Annotated in this window: 14 protein-coding genes; 4 read left to right on the forward strand and 10 right to left on the reverse strand. The window is 61.0% G+C overall.

Translation table 11 applies throughout. The features are described 5' to 3' along the window. Window positions 1-6: 6 nt before the first annotated feature. Window positions 7-1,005, reverse strand: a complete 999-nt coding sequence (nagZ, locus tag PVZ78_RS16140) for a beta-N-acetylhexosaminidase (protein WP_169915215.1) — start codon at window positions 1,003-1,005, stop codon at window positions 7-9. A gap of 204 nt (window positions 1,006-1,209) precedes the next feature. After that, complete coding sequence (locus PVZ78_RS16145) at window positions 1,210-1,917, reverse strand: TetR/AcrR family transcriptional regulator (RefSeq protein WP_009047966.1); 708 nt, start codon at window positions 1,915-1,917, stop codon at window positions 1,210-1,212. 252 nt (window positions 1,918-2,169) lie between these two features. Here PVZ78_RS16145 and lexA point away from each other — a divergent pair, with 252 nt between their 5' ends. Further along, window positions 2,170-2,778: a transcriptional repressor LexA gene (gene lexA / locus PVZ78_RS16150; protein WP_007921301.1), complete on the forward strand. Its 609-nt coding sequence runs from the start codon at window positions 2,170-2,172 to the stop codon at window positions 2,776-2,778. A 10-nt stretch (window positions 2,779-2,788) separates the two neighbouring features. Next, window positions 2,789-3,262: an SOS-induced cell division inhibitor SulA gene (gene sulA / locus PVZ78_RS16155; protein WP_007921302.1), complete on the forward strand. Its 474-nt coding sequence runs from the start codon at window positions 2,789-2,791 to the stop codon at window positions 3,260-3,262. A gap of 104 nt (window positions 3,263-3,366) precedes the next feature. Here the strand turns inward: sulA and PVZ78_RS16160 are convergent, their stop codons facing one another. The 7 genes from PVZ78_RS16160 to PVZ78_RS16190 form a co-directional block, all read right to left on the reverse strand. Next, window positions 3,367-3,600, reverse strand: coding sequence for a hypothetical protein (locus PVZ78_RS16160; protein WP_009042980.1), 234 nt, complete (start codon window positions 3,598-3,600; stop codon window positions 3,367-3,369). Window positions 3,601-3,873: 273 nt separating this feature from the next. Next, a complete protein-coding gene (locus PVZ78_RS16165; protein ID WP_009047965.1) occupies window positions 3,874-4,398 on the reverse strand; it encodes a DUF6586 family protein in 525 nt (174 codons plus the stop codon). A 141-nt stretch (window positions 4,399-4,539) separates the two neighbouring features. Continuing rightward, window positions 4,540-7,152, reverse strand: coding sequence for a type I DNA topoisomerase (gene topA / locus PVZ78_RS16170; RefSeq protein WP_009047964.1), 2,613 nt, complete (start codon window positions 7,150-7,152; stop codon window positions 4,540-4,542). 114 nt (window positions 7,153-7,266) lie between these two features. Beyond that, complete coding sequence (locus tag PVZ78_RS16175) at window positions 7,267-7,503, reverse strand: DUF1653 domain-containing protein (RefSeq protein ID WP_023968538.1); 237 nt, start codon at window positions 7,501-7,503, stop codon at window positions 7,267-7,269. Between the two features lie 89 nt (window positions 7,504-7,592). Next, entirely contained in the window at window positions 7,593-8,768 is a 1,176-nt protein-coding gene (fadA, locus tag PVZ78_RS16180; RefSeq protein WP_210474951.1) for an acetyl-CoA C-acyltransferase FadA, read from the reverse strand. A gap of 29 nt (window positions 8,769-8,797) precedes the next feature. Next, a complete protein-coding gene (gene fadB / locus PVZ78_RS16185; RefSeq protein WP_273828946.1) occupies window positions 8,798-10,945 on the reverse strand; it encodes a fatty acid oxidation complex subunit alpha FadB in 2,148 nt (715 codons plus the stop codon). 565 nt (window positions 10,946-11,510) lie between these two features. Further along, window positions 11,511-11,948: a hypothetical protein gene (locus PVZ78_RS16190; protein ID WP_009047960.1), complete on the reverse strand. Its 438-nt coding sequence runs from the start codon at window positions 11,946-11,948 to the stop codon at window positions 11,511-11,513. A 104-nt stretch (window positions 11,949-12,052) separates the two neighbouring features. On the opposite strand from PVZ78_RS16190, the gene PVZ78_RS16195 reads away from it, so the two are divergent. Then, window positions 12,053-12,490 carry a universal stress protein gene (locus PVZ78_RS16195; RefSeq protein ID WP_007921319.1) on the forward strand — a complete coding sequence of 146 codons (438 nt, stop codon included), beginning with the start codon at window positions 12,053-12,055 and terminating at the stop codon, window positions 12,488-12,490. Window positions 12,491-12,577: 87 nt separating this feature from the next. Here the strand turns inward: PVZ78_RS16195 and PVZ78_RS16200 are convergent, their stop codons facing one another. Then, on the reverse strand, window positions 12,578-14,497 hold the full coding sequence (locus PVZ78_RS16200) for an ATP-binding cassette domain-containing protein (protein ID WP_009047958.1): 1,920 nt from the start codon (window positions 14,495-14,497) through the stop codon (window positions 12,578-12,580). 213 nt (window positions 14,498-14,710) lie between these two features. On the opposite strand from PVZ78_RS16200, the gene PVZ78_RS16205 reads away from it, so the two are divergent. Beyond that, the gene (locus PVZ78_RS16205; RefSeq protein ID WP_009047957.1) at window positions 14,711-16,639 is read left to right on the forward strand and encodes a transglycosylase SLT domain-containing protein; all 1,929 of its coding nucleotides are present in this window, start codon (window positions 14,711-14,713) and stop codon (window positions 16,637-16,639) included. Window positions 16,640-16,682: the final 43 nt, after the last annotated feature.

The raw sequence follows: 16,682 nt of genomic DNA on the forward strand, positions 1-16,682 counted from the left end.
AAGTCCTTAATCGATCAGTTGGGCATCCTTGAGTGCGCCGAGCGCCGCCAGCCAGCGCGGATCCTGGCGATAGTCGGTGCAAGCGAACGCCTGGCCGCGCATCCGCGCAATACGCGCCGACGGTGTCACTTTCAGACGCTGGGCCGCGCTCAAGGCCAGCTCGGCCGCCGCCCGGTCGTTACACACCAGGCCCATGTCGCAACCGGCCGACAGCGCCGCTTCGATCCGGCTCGCGGCATCGCCAACCACGTGCGCACCGGCCATCGACAGGTCGTCACTGAAGATGACGCCGTCGAATTGCAATTCACCGCGCAGGATCTCTTGCAGCCAACGGCGGGAGAACCCGGCCGGCTGGGCATCGACCTGAGGGTAGATAACGTGGGCCGGCATCACCGCCGCCAATTGCTTGCTCAGGCGCGCGAAAGGCACCAGGTCCTTGGCGCGAATCTCGTCGAGGCTGCGCTCGTCGTTGGGGATCGCCACGTGGGAGTCCGCCTCGGCCCAGCCGTGCCCGGGGAAATGCTTGCCCGTGGCCGCCATGCCGGCACTGTTCATGCCACGGATAAAGGCACCCGCCAGCAACGCGGCGCGCTCGGGGTCGCCCTCGAAGGAACGAGTACCCACCACAGCGCTGCGCTGATGATCGAGGTCCAGCACCGGCGCGAAGCTCAGGTCCAGGCCGACGGCCAGCACTTCGGTGGCCATGATCCAGCCGCACTGCTCGGCCAGGTATTCGGCATTCGGGTTGTCGGCGATGGCACGCATGGCCGGCAGCCGCACGAAGCCCTGGCGCAGGCGCTGCACGCGACCGCCCTCCTGGTCCACCGCCAGCAGCAGGTCCGGGCGAATTGCCCGAATGGACGCGCTCAGCTCACGCACCTGCCGCGGATGCTCGATATTGCGGGCAAAGATGATCAACCCACCCACTTCGGGCTGGCGCAGGAGCTGGCGATCTTCAGCTGTCAGCCAGGTACCGGCGACATCCACCATCAAGGAGCCTTGCAGGCCTGTGGTCATAGCAATTCCTTAGTAACGAAGTGCGCACACGGCATCGCAGAAGGTGCTGGCGTGGCGCGGACGCACGAATCCATTGCCGACGGCAAAGCCCGGCAAGCGACGATCGGCGAAAGATGTGAAAGGAGGTAGGAAACGAGAGTCGACATGGGCGGCTAGCTTAGCGGATGTAAGCTGCCGCGCCCACCCGGACGGTCAGGCCTTGGCGACCGCCGGAGTCGATTTGCTGCGCGGCTTGAGTTGCGCCGCAGCCATGGCATCGTCGGTGACGCCGGTTTCAGCGCGCATGCCGGCCGCGAGGAATGGCACCATCAGGCGCATTACCTGCTCGATCGAGGTATTGACCCCGAAGTCGGTCTCGGCAATCGCCCGCAACGCCTTGATCCCCGACATGCTGAACGCCGCCGCTCCGAGCATGAAGTGCACACGCCAGAACAGTTCGATCGGAGGGATGCGCGGCGCAGCTTCGTTGACCAGCAGCATGTAGCGGCGGAATACCTTGCCGTACATATCTTCCAGATAACGCCGCAGGTGCCCCTGGCTCTGGCTGAAGGCCAGGCCCAGAAGACGCATGAAGATGGACAGATCGTTGCCGCTGCGAGGCTGGACCACCAGGGCCTGCTCGACGAGGATTTCCAGCAGCTCTTCGAGGCTTGGCTTGCTGTCCGGCTTGGCCGAACGCCGCTCCAGCTCACGGTCGAGGCTGATGCAGAACGGCCCGAGGAAGCGCGAGAACACTGCCTGGATCAGGGCCTTCTTGGAACCGAAATGATAATTCACCGCCGCCAGGTTGACCCCGGCCTTGCTGGTGATCAGCCGCAATGAGGTTTCGGCAAAACCTTTTTCCGCGAACAACTGCTCGGCAGCATCGAGAATGCGTTCAACGGTTTCCGACTGGGCCATGGCTACTCCGCCTGACAAACACTTGTTTGAAACATACGTTTCAGCCCCAGTCTTGTCAAGCCTGCCTGTCCGTTTTGCGGCCGGTCAGTCAGCTATTTAACCATACCTGCCGCTTCCTGTAGCCAGCCACGCGACACCAGGCATGCGCAGCGGCGACCCGACCGTCCAGCGGCGACTGGAAAAAGGAGGATTGCCAAGCGCCATTCACTGTATATAATTCCAGTCACTGTATAAAAAGACAGAGCGATCGACATGCTAAAACTGACGCCACGCCAAGCTGAGATTCTGGCTTTTATCAAACGTTGCCTCGAAGACAACGGCTACCCACCGACCCGCGCGGAAATCGCCCAGGAACTGGGTTTCAAGTCGCCCAACGCCGCCGAAGAACACCTCAAGGCGCTGGCCCGCAAGGGTGCGATCGAAATGACTCCAGGCGCCTCCCGCGGCATTCGCATCCCGGGGTTCGAAGCCAAGCCCGACGACTCCAGCCTGCCCATCATCGGCCGGGTTGCCGCCGGCGCGCCGATCCTCGCCGAGCAGCACATCGAAGAGTCCTGCAATATCAACCCGGCCTTCTTCCATCCACGCGCGGACTACCTGCTGCGGGTTCACGGCATGAGCATGAAGGACATCGGCATCTTCGATGGCGACCTGCTGGCCGTGCACACCACTCGCGAGGCCCGCAATGGCCAGGTCGTCGTCGCCCGCATTGGCGACGAAGTCACCGTGAAACGCTTCAAGCGCGAAGGCAGCAAAGTCTGGCTGATTGCCGAAAACCCTGAGTTCGCCCCTATCGAAGTCAACCTGAAAGATCAGGACCTGGTGATCGAAGGCTTGAGTGTCGGCGTCATTCGCCGCTAAAGGAGGCTCTATGCAGTTCCCTCACACACCACAGCATGCACAACTGCCGCTGTTCGAAGCCTTCATGGCCCAGCCTCTGGCGCCTATCCTCAAAGAGGTAGTCGAATCGCCCTGGAGCAACGAACCGGAAGCCTTCAGTGAACTGTCGTTACGCGGTGCCGCCGGGAACTGCCTGAGCCTGCTCGCGCCTATCCTCAGGGAACTGAGCCAGGACCAGGACGCGCGCTGGCTGACATTGATTGCCCCGCCGGCAAGCCTGACCCAGGCCTGGTTGCGAGATGCCGGCCTGAACCGCGAACGGATCCTGCTGCTGCACCCGCGCGGCGCCCAAAGCGCGCAACAACTGGCTTGCGAGGCTCTGCGCCTGGGACGCAGCCACACCGTCGTCAGCTGGCTCAATCCATTGAACAGCAGCGCCCGTCAGCAACTTATCAGCGCAGCCCGCACGGGCGACGCACAAAGCCTGAATATTCGTCTGGGCTGACCGCTAGAAGCGTCGATGGACACGCTTGAATGACACAAGGCTTCTCCAGGATTGAGAAGCCGAAAGGAGGCGACGAACGACAGCAAAAAAACCGACAAACGGACTCAGTGAAGAATCCGTGGTCCCTCTTCTTTCTCTAATTCGCCTTCAACCAGGCGACCCGCCATCTGCACACCCACGCTCAACATGGCCTTGGCCACCTCGACATGCTGGCCTTGCAAGAAGGCTTTGGCATCCTCTGAAAAGTCCAGAGTGACCAGAGAACCCTCGTCCTCAGCCCTGCGCAGCTCGATACGACCGTCTGGCAATTCGACAATTTCTAGAAAGGACGTTGGCATAAAGGTCTGTTCTCCACGAAAGGCCGGGATTATATCAGTCATCACCCCGACCTCGCGCGGGCCCAAGCGGTTTTCTTTATTTGCCCGGGGTTACGAGCAGGCATTTGTCACAGAAATTCGATTTGCAATCAGAACTGGCAACGGCTTCCTAAGCGGAAAAACCGCGTAATGACCTGTTTCTTGTTGATGGCGCGCTGACCATCGAGCTTGGGAGCATCTGGACGCCGTTGTTGAACACCTACTCATCCTTGAATGATGGGTCGTACCAGCAGCTCAACACTCATTCAGACCGTCACGGAAGCGTATAGCCAAAGCCTTGAGGTTCTGACGCCATTGCTCCAGCTCTTCCCGGCTCAGCTCCGGCGCCTGCTCTTCTTCATCGAGGTTCACTGCGACGATCAGCGGCTGGGTGACATCGCCCTTGGGTTTATGCGGTACCCGCGGTGGCTGGAACATCGCCGAATGGGCAGCCAGCAGCTTCGCCAGCCAGGTTTCCGGGTTATGGGCCAGCTCCACCAACTCGGCCAGCTCGGGGATGGCGATGCTTTCCAGCACCTCGCGGGTCAGCAGCAGCTCCGCGCGAGGCGCATTGGCCTGCGGGAGGCGATAGAAGCCAGCGATTTCATGGCACAAGCCAAGCAGCGCGCCGTACAGATGAAACAACACCGACTCTCGCCCTGCCTGTACCAGCGCCTGAGCATTCATTGCCCCGCCCGCTTCGGCTCGCGCCAAGGCTTCCAGCGACAGGCCGGCGAAGTAAATTTTCTGGTTGGTACGGGTATAGAGTTCGTGGGCCATGACGGCAATCTCCACAACGAATAGATAACAGCGGGCTGGCCGTACAGTGTCGTGGAACACTCCAGCCCACCGCAAGCCCAAAAGAAAGGCCGCGTACCCTTAGAAGTTTACGCGGCCTGTCAGAAGCGTCCGATGCGGACCTTAACGCTTGTCTTCGACTTTCCAGCTACCACCGTCGTAGAACGCACGCCAACCGGTCGGCTTGCCGTCGACTTCGGTCTGCACGTACTGCTCCTTGGTCTTGCGGCTGTAGCGAATCACCGCCGGACGACCCTCCGGGTCCTTCTTCGGCGCTTCGCAGAGGAAGTGATACTTCGGATCGATCTCGTCCTTGTGCGGGATCAGCTCGAGCACCAGCGGTGCGCGGGTCTCACGGTTTTTCGGGAACTGGCTGGCTGCCAGGAACAGACCCGAAGCCCCGTCGCGCAGGATGTAGGTGTCGTTGACCTTCTCGCATTTCAGCTCGGGCATCTTCACCGGATCCATCTTCGGCGGCGCCGCGTCACCGCTCTTGAGCAGCTTGCGGGTGTTCTTGCAGGTTGGGTTGGTGCAGCCGAAGAACTTGCCGAAACGACCGGTCTTGAGCTGCATCTCGCTGCCGCACTTGTCGCACTCCAGGCTCGGACCTTCGTAGCCCTTGATGCGGTAGCTGCCCTCTTCGATCTCGTAGCCCGCGCAATCCGGGTTGTTACCGCAGATGTGCAGCTTGCGTTTCTCGTCCAGCAGATAGGCGTCCATCGCCGTGCTGCAGATCGGGCAACGGTGCTTGCCGCGCAGTACCAGCGACTCGGATTCACCCTCGTCGTCTGCGGCGATCTCGTCGCCCGGCACCAGGTTGACCGTCGCCTTGCAGCGTTCTTTCGGTGGCAGGCTGTAACCCGAACAACCGAGGAACACACCGGTGGACGCCGTACGAATCTGCATCGGACGACCACAAGTCAGGCACGGGATATCGGTCATCACCGGCTGGTTGGCGCGCATGCCGCTGTCGCTGCCTTCGGCCACTTCGAGCTTCTTCTTGAAGTCGCCGTAGAACTCGTCGAGGACGTTTTTCCAGTCGCGCTCGCCCTGGGCCACGTCATCGAGGTGCTCTTCCATGCCGGCAGTGAAGCCGTAGTCCATCAGGTTGGAGAAACTTTCGGACAGACGCTCGGTGACGATGTCGCCCATCTTTTCCGAATAGAAACGACGGTTGTGCAGCGCCACGTAGCCACGGTCCTGGATGGTGGAAATGATCGCCGCGTAGGTCGAAGGACGACCGATGCCACGCTTTTCCATTTCCTTGACCAGGCTGGCTTCGGAGTAACGCGCCGGCGGCTTGGTGAAGTGCTGGCTCGGGTCGAGCTTGATCAGCTTCAGCACATCGCCCTGCGCCATGTCCGGCAGGACATCGTCGTCGCCCGGCTTGCTCATCTGCGGCATGACCCGGGTGTAACCGTCGAACTTGAGGATACGGCCCTTGGCACGCAGCTCGAAGCCACCAGCGGCGACGCTGACGGTGGTCGACAGGTATTGCGCCGGCAGCATCTGGCAAGCCACGAACTGGCGCCAGATCAGTTCGTAGAGGCGCTCAGCGTCACGTTCCATGCCCGACAGCTTGCTTGGGTGGGTGTTCACGTCGGACGGACGAATCGCTTCGTGCGCCTCCTGGGCCCCTTCCTTGCTGCTGTAGAAGTTCGGCGAGGACGGCAGGTATTTGTTGCCGAACTCTTCTTCGATATAGGTCCGCGCCATCGTCAGGGCATCAGCCGAGAGGTTGGTCGAGTCGGTACGCATATAGGTGATGTAGCCGGCTTCATACAGACGCTGGGCCATCATCATGGTTTTCTTCACCCCGAAGCCCAGGCGGTTGCTCGCGGCCTGTTGCAGGGTGGAAGTAATGAAAGGGGCCGACGGCTTGCTGCTGGTCGGTTTGTCTTCGCGCTTGGCGATGGTGTAGGTCGAAGCCTTGAGCTTCTCCAGCGCCGCCATGGCCTGGGCTTCGTTCAGCGGCTTGAAGGCCTCGCCGTTTTCACGGGCCACTTCGAAACGCACATTGGCGCCCTTGGCGGTGCCGAGGTCGGCGTGAACTTCCCAGTACTCTTCAGGGATGAAGGCACGAATCTCGCGCTCACGCTCCACCACCAGCTTCACCGCCACCGACTGCACGCGACCGGCAGACAGGCCACGGGCGATTTTGGCCCACAGCAGCGGCGAAACCATGTAGCCCACCACGCGATCGAGGAAGCGACGCGCCTGCTGAGCATTGACCCGATCGATATCCAGCTCGCCCGGCTGGGAGAAGGCTTCCTGGATCGCCTTCTTGGTGATTTCGTTGAACACCACGCGCTTGTAACGGCTGTCATCCCCACCAATGGCTTCCCGCAGGTGCCAGGCAATAGCCTCCCCTTCGCGGTCCAAGTCCGTTGCGAGATAGATGGTGTCGGCATCCTTGGCGAGCCGGCGCAGCTCTTCGATGACTTTTTCCTTGCCTGGAAGGATCTCGTACTTGGCTTTCCAGCCGTGGTCCGGATCGACTCCCATGCGCGAGACCAGCTGCTTGCGCGCCTTCTCCTTGGCCGACAGCGCCGGTGCTTCACCAGCAGCCGCCTTGCCACGCTTGGCGGCAGGCTCTTTGGCGGCGCTCGCCGAACCACTGGTGGGCAGGTCTCGGATATGGCCGATACTCGACTTCACCACGTATTGGTTACCCAAGTACTTGTTGATGGTCTTGGCCTTAGCCGGGGATTCCACAATGACCAGCGATTTGCCCATGGATCGGAAAATTCCTGAATTCGAGAAGTGAGAGGCGGTTGGCGCCTGACGCGGCACCGCTATATATAGTGGCAACAAGGTGAGGTCAAGCGCAGGGTTCTGCGCGACCTCGGCTTATGGCCGTGAAAAAAGACTGGGTTCGGCCTGCACCAAAGCAAAGCGTGGCACCTGCTCGCCGTCAACTTCGACCGACTCCAGGAACATGCTCAAGGGGCGCACCCAAAAGCCGTAATCACCATACAGGGCTTGATAGAACACCACTTCCTCTTCCGTCTCGGAATGCCGCGCCACGCTGAAAACGCGGTACTGCGGTCCCTTGTAGTGCTGATAGAGCCCGGGTTGTAATTGCATGTTCTGGCCCTCGCGCAAAATAAAAAATAATAAATCTTCAGAAAAACAAAAACCGGGGCACTGGGCCCCGGCTTCCATCAACGCAACGCTTAAACGCGTTCGAAGACGGTGGCAATACCCTGACCGAGGCCAATGCACATGGTGGACACGCCAAAGGTGCCGCCATTCTGCTTCATGACATTGAGCAAGGTGCCGGAGATACGCGCACCGGAACAACCGAACGGGTGACCCAGGGCGATCGCGCCGCCGTGCAGGTTAACCTTCTCGTCCATCTTGTCGAGCACTTTCAAATCTTTCAGCACGGGCAGAGCCTGCGCCGCGAAAGCTTCGTTGAGCTCGAAGAAGTCGATATCGGCAATTCCCAGGCCCGCGCGCTTCAATGCTTTCTGCGTGGCCGGTACTGGACCATAGCCCATGATCGCCGGATCCACACCCGCCACCGCCATCGAGCGGATCACCGCCAACGGCTGGATACCCAGGTCCTGGGCACGTTGCGCCGACATCACGATCATGCACGAAGCACCATCGGTGATCTGCGACGAAGTACCGGCAGTCACGGTACCGCCCTTCGGATTGAAGGCCGGCTTGAGGGCCGCCAGGCTTTCCAGGGTGGTCTCGGGACGAATGGTTTCGTCGTAGTCGAACAGTTTCAGGAAACCGTTCTCGTCATAGCCCTGCATAGGGATGATTTCGTCCTTGAACTTGCCTTCCACCGTCGCCTTGTGGGCGAGCTGATGGGAACGCACGCCAAAGGCGTCCTGCTGTTCGCGAGTGATGCCGTGCATCTTGCCGAGCATCTCGGCGGTCAGGCCCATCATGCCCGAGGCTTTCGCCGCGTACAGGGACATGTGCGGGTTCGGGTCGACACCGTGCATCATGCTCACGTGGCCCATATGCTCGACGCCGCCAACCACGAACACGTCACCGTTGCCGGTCATGATGGCCTGGGCGGCGGTGTGCAACGCGCTCATCGACGAGCCGCACAGACGGCTGACGGTCTGGCCGGCCGAGGTGTGCGGGATCTGGGTCATCAGCGACGCCATGCGCGCGATGTTCCAGCCTTGCTCCAGGGTCTGGTTCACACAGCCCCAGATCACGTCCTCGACTTCCGCCGGATCGACCTTGGCGTTGCGTTCCAGCAATTTGCTGATCAGGTGCGCCGACATGTCTTCGGCCCGGGTGTTGCGGTGCATGCCGCCCTTGGAGCGGCCCATCGGAGTACGACCGAAGTCGACAATCACGACGTCTCTAGGATTCAAGCTCATATATTCACTCTCGCTCTAGTAGGGGGCGCTTAACCGAAGAAGCTCTGGCCATTCTTGGCCATCTCGCGCAGCTTCGCGGTCGGGCGGTACAGCGCGCCCAGATCGGCGTACTGGTCGGCCAGGGCAACGAACTCGGCAACACCGATCGAGTCGATGTAGCGCAGCGCACCGCCACGGAATGGAGGGAAACCAATACCGTACACCAGGCCCATATCGGCTTCGGCCGCGGTCTCGACGATGCCGTCTTCCAGGCAACGAACGGTTTCCAGGCACAGCGGGATCATCATCCAGTTGTTGATGTCCTCGTCAGTGACTTCACGCTGCTCGTACACGATAGGCTTGAGCACTTCCAGCACCGACGGGTCGGCCACTTTCTTCTGCTTGCCTTTCTTGTCGGCCTCGTAGGCGTAGAAGCCCTTGCCGTTCTTCTGGCCCAGGCGCTTGGCTTCGTAGAGCACATCGATGGCCGAGCGACGATCGTCTTTCATGCGATCCGGGAAACCTTCGGCCATCACGTCACGACCGTGGTGGCCGGTGTCGATGCCGACCACGTCCATCAGGTAGGCCGGGCCCATCGGCCAGCCGAATTTTTCCATGATCTTGTCGATGCGCACGAAGTCCACACCGGCGCTGACCAGCTTGGCGAAACCGCCGAAGTACGGGAACAGCACGCGGTTGACCAGGAAGCCCGGGCAGTCGTTGACCACGATCGGGTTCTTGCCCATTTTCTTGGCGTAGGCAACGGTGGTGGCCACGGCCAGCTCGCTGGACTTCTCGCCACGGATGACTTCGACCAGCGGCATCATGTGCACCGGGTTGAAGAAGTGCATGCCGACGAAGTTTTCCGGACGTTTGAGGGCCTTGGCCAGCAGGCTGATGGAAATGGTCGAGGTGTTGGAAGCGAGGATGGTGTCCTCTTTGACCTGGTCTTCGACTTCGGCCAGCACCGCTTGCTTGACCTTAGGGTTCTCGACGACCGCTTCGACCACCAGGTCGACGTGGCCGAAGTCACCGTAGGACAGCGTAGGACGAATGCCGTTGAGCACTTCGGCCATCTTCGCCGCGGTCATGCGGCCTTTATCGACACGGCCGACCAGCAGCTTGGCGGCTTCCGCCAGGCCCTGCTCGATACCGTGCTCGTTGATGTCTTTCATCAGGATCGGCGTGCCTTTGGACGCCGACTGGTAGGCGATACCGCCACCCATGATGCCGGCACCGAGTACGGCGGCCTGCTTCACGTCCTGGGCGATTTCGTCGTAGGCCTTGGCCTTTTTCTTCAGTTCCTGGTCGTTCAGGAACAAGCCGATCAGGCTCTGCGCGGCAGAGGTCTTGGCCAGTTTGACGAAGCCTGCAGCCTCGACTTCCAGCGCCTTGTCACGACCGAAGTTGGCGGCTTTCTGGATGGTCTTGATGGCTTCGACCGGCGCCGGGTAGTTCGGGCCAGCCTGGCCGGCGACAAAACCCTTGGCGGTTTCGAAGGACATCATCTGTTCGATGGCGTTGAGCTTGAGCTTTTCCAGCTTCGGCTGACGCTTGGCCTTGTAGTCGAACTCGCCGGAGATGGCGCGCTTGACGGTGGCCAGAGCCGCTTCATGCAGTTTTTCCGGGGCAACGACAGCGTCGACGGCGCCGACTTTCAGTGCGTCCTCGGCACGGTTTTCCTTGCCGGCGGCAATCCATTCGATGGCGTTGTCGGCACCGATGATGCGCGGCAGGCGAACGGTACCGCCGAAGCCCGGGTAGATACCCAGCTTGACTTCCGGCAGGCCGATCTTGGCGCTGGAGGACATGACGCGATAGTCAGCTGCCAGGCACATTTCCAGACCGCCGCCCAGCGCGATGCCATTGATCGCGGCAACGGTCGGAACGTTGAGGTCTTCGAAATCGCTGAAAATCTTGTTGGCTTCGAGGTTGCCTGCGACAAGCTCTGCATCCGGCAGCTTGAAGTTGTCGACAAATTCGGTGATGTCGGCGCCGACGATGAAGACGTCCTTGCCACTGCTGACGATCACACCCTTGACCGACGCATCTGCCTTGATGGCGTCTACGGCCGAACGCAATTCGTTCAGGGTAAGACGGTTGAACTTGTTGACGGACTCACCCTTGAGGTCGAAATTCAATTCGACGATGCCACTTTCAAGAGCCTTAACCGTGATGGCTTTACCTTCGTAAATCATCAACTGATCTCCACGATATGGAAGCTGAACAGTACACGTCGGACGCTAACTTCTGACTCGGCAACGACGTTTCCATCGATGCTACGCCAATCCGCCAGGCACACCCGCCAACGCGATAGTCGGGATTCTGGAAGAGCCGTCTGGTAATACAAACGCTCAATTCATACGCCCGTTTGATTTGGGTACGCCACATTCAGGCAAAATCCGACAATTGTCAATCGCCCAAAAGGTTGTTTAAAACGCGACTTCTTAGTCATTCCAGACGGGCACGCACCATCAACAAGCTTGCTCATCTCAGGACATTCATAGAATCAATCTTTAGAAAAGTCGCCCTAATACGTGGCCCCCGTAACCGATTCGCGGCTACGCTGGCACAATCCTGGAGCAAAAATATGGATGCCTGGCCGAAAACCAGGCGTAAGATCGGCGACAACTCTATCCCCGCCGGTCAGAACCAGGGGATCAGAAAGGATTTACCGGCCTGCCTGGCCAACCCCGCCCGACCCTGTCGGGCTTTTTATTGCCTGTTTTTCAACAACCTGGCCATTGCAGCGCAGGTCATGCTTCACGCCAGCGCCTTGAGTACCGCGGCAATGTCTTGCAAAACACTGGCTTCGCCACGTTCGCCCCAATACAAGACGATCATCTGCCGGTCGGCCTCGACCTTGAACACATTGGCCGGCAGCGTGCGAAAGTGCTCGAGCAAGGCCGGGTCCGCACAGGCTTCCCGCCATTGGTTGACCCACATGCCCGGCGCACTTTGCCAGTAGGCCCAGCAGGCCGGCTGTGTACCGCGCCGCGGCCGATGGTATTGCGCACAGGGGCTTGGAGGCTGCGGATCCATCCAGTGCGGCCATTCCTGAGGCGCCAGTTGCATGCCCAGCCCCATGCGTCGCGCCTCCATGCGCAGGGCGATTTGCCCGCTCTGGCGGCGCGACGGGCGCAACCAAGCCAGCGGACTCAAGACCACTGCGAGGATTGACACCACTATCCAGACCGTCATATCTGTACTCCCGATTCTTGATGAGCCGATTGATCCAGGTCGGAACCAATCCGCTTGAAACCAGCCATACTTGAAGCTATTGCAATCCTCAGGAGGAGCACCTCATGCCCTACCACCATATTCTGGTCGCCGTAGATCTAACCGAAGAGTGCGATCCTGTTATCCACCGGGCCCGCGAGCTGTCGGTCAGCAACAGCGCCAAATTGTCCCTGGTGCATATTGTCGAGCCGATGGCCATGGCGTTCGGCGGCGACGTGCCGATGGACCTGTCCCAATTGCAACAGCAGCAGTTCGACCAGGCCAAGGAACGCCTCGATCGCCTCATCACCAAATACCCTGAGCTGTCCAAGGAATACAGCCACCTGACCTATGGCCAGCCACGCCAGGAAATCCACCATCTGGCCAAGGAACAGGAATGCGACCTGATCGTGGTCGGCAGCCATGGCCGCCACGGCCTGGCCCTGCTATTGGGCTCGACCGCCAACGACGTGCTGCATGGCGCCCCTTGCGACGTGCTGGCCGTGCACCTGGTCAAACGCTGAGCCCGCCGCAGGCAGAATTCTCCGCCCGCACCGGCCCTGCAAAAAGCCCGACATGAATGTCGGGCTTTTTTATTGACGCCAGGTCACTCAGGCATCCAGCTCGGCCCAGCGCTCGACCATCACGTCCAGTTCAGCGTTGAGCTGTTCCAACTGGGCGATGACCGCCGTGGTCTCGGCCGCAGGACGCTGATAGAAGCCGGCGTCGGCCATCTCCGCTTCCACGCTGGCGATCTGCTGCTCCATGGCTTCGATCTGGCCAGGCAACGCTTCGAGCTCCCGCTGCAACTTGTAGCTGAGCTTCTTCTTGACCGCAGGTGCTTCCTGTGCCGCAGCAGGTGCCGCAGCGACAGGCGCAACCACCGCCGAGTTCAGCTCCGCCTTGCCGGACTTGTTCTCGGTCACGCCCAGCAGGCGTGGCGAACCGCCCTGGCGCAGCCAATCCTGATAACCGCCGACGTATTCGCGAACCTTGCCTTCGCCTTCGAACACCAGGGTGCTGGTCACCACGTTATCGAGGAATGCCCGGTCGTGGCTGACCATCAGCACGGTGCCCTGGAAGGTCAGCAACACCTCTTCCAGCAGCTCGAGGGTTTCCACGTCCAGGTCGTTGGTCGGTTCGTCGAGCACCAGCAGGTTGGCCGGCTTGCTGAACAGCTTGGCCAGCAGCAGGCGGGCACGCTCGCCACCGGACAGCGCCTTGACCGGTGTGCGGGCACGCTGCGGGCTGAACAGGAAATCGCCGAGGTAGCTGAGCACGTGACGGCTCTGGCCATCGATATCGATAAAGTCGCGACCTTCGGCGACGTTGTCGATCACGGTCTTTTCCAGGTCCAGCTGGTGACGCAACTGGTCGAAGTACGCCACGTCGATACGCGTGCCCTCCTCGACCTTGCCGCTGCTCGGCACCAGGCCGCCCAGCATCAATTTGAGCAGCGTGGTCTTGCCGGTACCGTTGGCGCCGAGCAGGCCGATACGGTCGCCACGCTGCAGGACCATGGAGAAATTCTTGACCAGGAATGGCCCGCCCGGATGAGCGAAGCTCACGTCTTCGAGCACCATGACCTGCTTGCCGGACTTGTCGGCGGTTTCCAGCTGGATATTGGCCTTGCCGGTGCGCTCGCGACGTTCGCTGCGCTCGACACGCAGGGCCTTGAGGGCGCGCACGCGGCCTTCGTTACGGGTACGACGGGCCTTGATGCCTTGGCGAATCCAGACTTCTTCCTGGGCCAGGCGCTTGTCGAACAGCGCGTTGGCTGTCTCTTCAGCCGCCAACACTGCTTCCTTGTGCACCAGGAAGCTGGCGTAGTCGCCGTTCCAGTCGATCAGCCCACCACGGTCCAGCTCAAGAATCCGGGTCGCCAGGTTCTGCAGGAAGGAACGGTCGTGGGTAATAAAGAGCACGGCGCCCTGGAAGTCCTTCAGGGCTTCTTCCAGCCAGGCGATGGCGCCGATATCCAGGTGGTTGGTCGGCTCGTCGAGCAGCAGCAGGTCCGGTTCGGACACCAGGGCCTGGGCCAGCAGGACGCGACGGCGCCAGCCACCGGACAACTCGGCGAGGGTCTTGTCGGCCGGCAGCTGCAGGCGGCTCAGGGTGCTGTCCACCAGCGTCTGCAAGCGCCAGCCATCACGGGCTTCGAGGTCATGCTGGACGTGCATGAGCTTTTCCAGATCGGCATCGGTGACGATGTTCTGGCTCAGGTGGTGGTACTGCGCCAGCAGCTCGCCAACGCCATCGAGGCCCTGGGCGACGACGTCGAACACCGTCCGCTCGTCGGCCACTGGCAATTCCTGCGGCAATTCGCCGATTTTCAGACCGGGCGCGCGCCATACGGAACCGTCGTCGGGCTTCTGATCGCCCTTGACCAGCTTCAGCATGCTGGATTTGCCAGTGCCGTTACGGCCGATGATGCACACCCGCTCACCACGGGCGATCTGCCAGGACACCTTGTCCAACAACGGCATAGCGCCGAACGCAAGGGACACATCGCTGAATTTGAGCAGGGTCATGAGCTTCTCCAAAAACCGGGCGCGCATTCTACCTGAGTTGAGGCCTCAGAAGGCCGGCATTTTCAATCCTGAAGCACCCTGAACAACATTTGCAGCGAACTGGCGACAAGAGGCCGGCAAAGCTTTCACCCGTTGCTGGCAAAAGGCTAAGCTAGGGAATAATCAGTGTTGGCATTGTCGGCACTTGTCATGATTTCTCTGCCCGGATGTCTCATGCGCAGTCGCCTTTTTAGTCTTTTGTCCTGCCTGCTTCTTTCTGCCTCTGCCGTGCACACCGCTCAGGCCGCGGACCTCTCACTCCAGCGTCAATATTACGATGAAGCCAAACGCGCCCTGGCCAAGGGCGACACCGGCCCGTATTTCCGCTACCGCCAGGTCCTGGCCGACTACCCGCTCGAGCCCTACCTGGCCTACGACGAACTGACCGCCCGGCTAAAGACCGCCAGCAACGCCGAGATCGAAAAGTTTCTCCGTGAACACGGCGACCTGCCCCAGGCCAACTGGATGAGACTGCGCTGGTTGCGCTGGCTGGCCGAACGTGGCGACTGGGCCACCTTCGTCAAGTATTACGACCCCAAGCTCAACTTCACCGAGCTGGACTGCCTGAACGCGCAATACCAGCTGGGCCACAACCTCAAGGCCGAAGGGTACGCCGCCACCGACAAGCTCTGGCTCAGCGGCAAATCCTTGCCGGCCACCTGCGACGCGCTGTTCGCCCAGTGGGCCGCCGAAGGCCAGTTGACCGAACAGAAGCGCTGGCAGCGCGCCAAACTGGCCGCCGAAGCCCGCAACTATCCGCTGGCCAATAGCCTGGTCAAAAGCATGACCACCCTCGCCCCCCAGGGCCGGCTGTTGGTGGATGTTGCCCAGAAACCCGAGCTGCTCAGCCAGCCGTCACGCTTCACTCCGGCCAGCGAAGCCATGTCCGATGTGGTCGGCCTGGGTCTGCGCCGCCTGGCCCGCCAGGATCCGGACAGGGCCATGGCCCTGCTCGACGGTTATGCCAGCAGCATGCACTTCTCCCGTGACGAAAAAGTGGCGATTGCCCGGGAAATCGGCCTGACCCTGGCGCGACGCTTCGACAGCCGTGGCCTGGAGGTGATGACCAAATACGATCCCGAGCTGCGCGACAACACGGTTTCCGAGTGGCGCCTGCGCCTGCTGCTGCGCCTGGCTCGCTGGGAAGATGCCTACCAGTTGACCCGCAAGTTGCCCCAGGACCTGGCGACCACCAACCGCTGGCGCTACTGGCAGGCGCGCAGCCTGGAACTGGCCGAGCCGCAAAACCCTCAGGCCCAGACCCTCTACAAGGGCCTGGCCAACGAACGCGACTTCTATGGTTTCCTCGCGGCCGACCGCACCCAACTGCCTTATCAGCTGAACAACAAACCGCTGGTGCTCAGCCAGCAGGTGATCAACAAGGTACGCAATACGCCGGGCGTACGGCGCGCCCTGGAGTTCCATGCCCGCGGCCAGATCGTCGATGGCCGGCGTGAGTGGTACCACGTCAGCCGTCATTTCAGCCGTGACGAAATGGTCGCCCAGGCCAAGCTGGCCTACGACCTGAAATGGTACTTCCCGGCTATCCGCACCATCAGCCAGGCGAAATACTGGGACGACCTGGACATCCGCTTCCCGATGGCCCACCGCGACACCCTGGTGCGCGAAGCCAAGGTCCGTGGCCTGCACTCGAGCTGGATCTTCGCGATCACCCGCCAGGAAAGCGCGTTCATGGACGACGCTCGCTCGGGCGTCGGCGCGGCCGGCCTGATGCAACTGATGCCCGGCACCGCGAAGGAAACCGCGCGCAAGTTCAGCATCCCGCTGGCCTCGCCGCAGCAAGTGCTGAACCCGGACAAGAACATCCAGCTCGGCGCCGCCTACCTGAGCCAGGTGCACAGCCAGTTCAACGGCAACCGGGTGCTCGCGTCCGCCGCCTACAACGCCGGCCCCGGCCGCGTGCGCCAATGGCTCAGGGGCGCCGACCACCTGAGCTTCGACGTCTGGGTCGAGAGCATTCCGTTCGATGAAACCCGCCAGTACGTGCAGAACGTGCTGTCCTACTCGGTGATCTACGGCCAGAAACTCAATTCGCCACAGCCACTGGTGGATTGGCATGAGCGGTATTTCGACGATCAGTAAGCGATAACGCCCAATAAAAATGCCCGCAGCGATGCGGGCATTT

Source organism: Pseudomonas sp. SBT1-2 (genome assembly GCF_028640875.1).
Lineage (GTDB): Bacteria > Pseudomonadota > Gammaproteobacteria > Pseudomonadales > Pseudomonadaceae > Aquipseudomonas > Aquipseudomonas chlororaphis_I.

What these genes read in the sequence shown, in the direction of transcription:
- PVZ78_RS16200 (WP_009047958.1), bottom strand. Translation starts at nt 14,497, where the DNA reads ATGACCCTGCTCAAATTCAGCGATGTGTCCCTTGCGTTCGGCGCTATG.
- PVZ78_RS16195 (WP_007921319.1), top strand. Translation starts at nt 12,053, where the DNA reads ATGCCCTACCACCATATTCTGGTCGCCGTAGATCTAACCGAAGAGTGC.
- PVZ78_RS16175 (WP_023968538.1), bottom strand. Translation starts at nt 7,503, where the DNA reads ATGCAATTACAACCCGGGCTCTATCAGCACTACAAGGGACCGCAGTAC.
- lexA (WP_007921301.1), top strand. Translation starts at nt 2,170, where the DNA reads ATGCTAAAACTGACGCCACGCCAAGCTGAGATTCTGGCTTTTATCAAA.
- sulA (WP_007921302.1), top strand. Translation starts at nt 2,789, where the DNA reads ATGCAGTTCCCTCACACACCACAGCATGCACAACTGCCGCTGTTCGAA.
- PVZ78_RS16205 (WP_009047957.1), top strand. Translation starts at nt 14,711, where the DNA reads ATGCGCAGTCGCCTTTTTAGTCTTTTGTCCTGCCTGCTTCTTTCTGCC.
- PVZ78_RS16165 (WP_009047965.1), bottom strand. Translation starts at nt 4,398, where the DNA reads ATGGCCCACGAACTCTATACCCGTACCAACCAGAAAATTTACTTCGCC.
- PVZ78_RS16145 (WP_009047966.1), bottom strand. Translation starts at nt 1,917, where the DNA reads ATGGCCCAGTCGGAAACCGTTGAACGCATTCTCGATGCTGCCGAGCAG.
- fadA (WP_210474951.1), bottom strand. Translation starts at nt 8,768, where the DNA reads ATGAGCTTGAATCCTAGAGACGTCGTGATTGTCGACTTCGGTCGTACT.
- fadB (WP_273828946.1), bottom strand. Translation starts at nt 10,945, where the DNA reads ATGATTTACGAAGGTAAAGCCATCACGGTTAAGGCTCTTGAAAGTGGC.
- PVZ78_RS16190 (WP_009047960.1), bottom strand. Translation starts at nt 11,948, where the DNA reads ATGACGGTCTGGATAGTGGTGTCAATCCTCGCAGTGGTCTTGAGTCCG.
- topA (WP_009047964.1), bottom strand. Translation starts at nt 7,152, where the DNA reads ATGGGCAAATCGCTGGTCATTGTGGAATCCCCGGCTAAGGCCAAGACC.
- PVZ78_RS16160 (WP_009042980.1), bottom strand. Translation starts at nt 3,600, where the DNA reads ATGCCAACGTCCTTTCTAGAAATTGTCGAATTGCCAGACGGTCGTATC.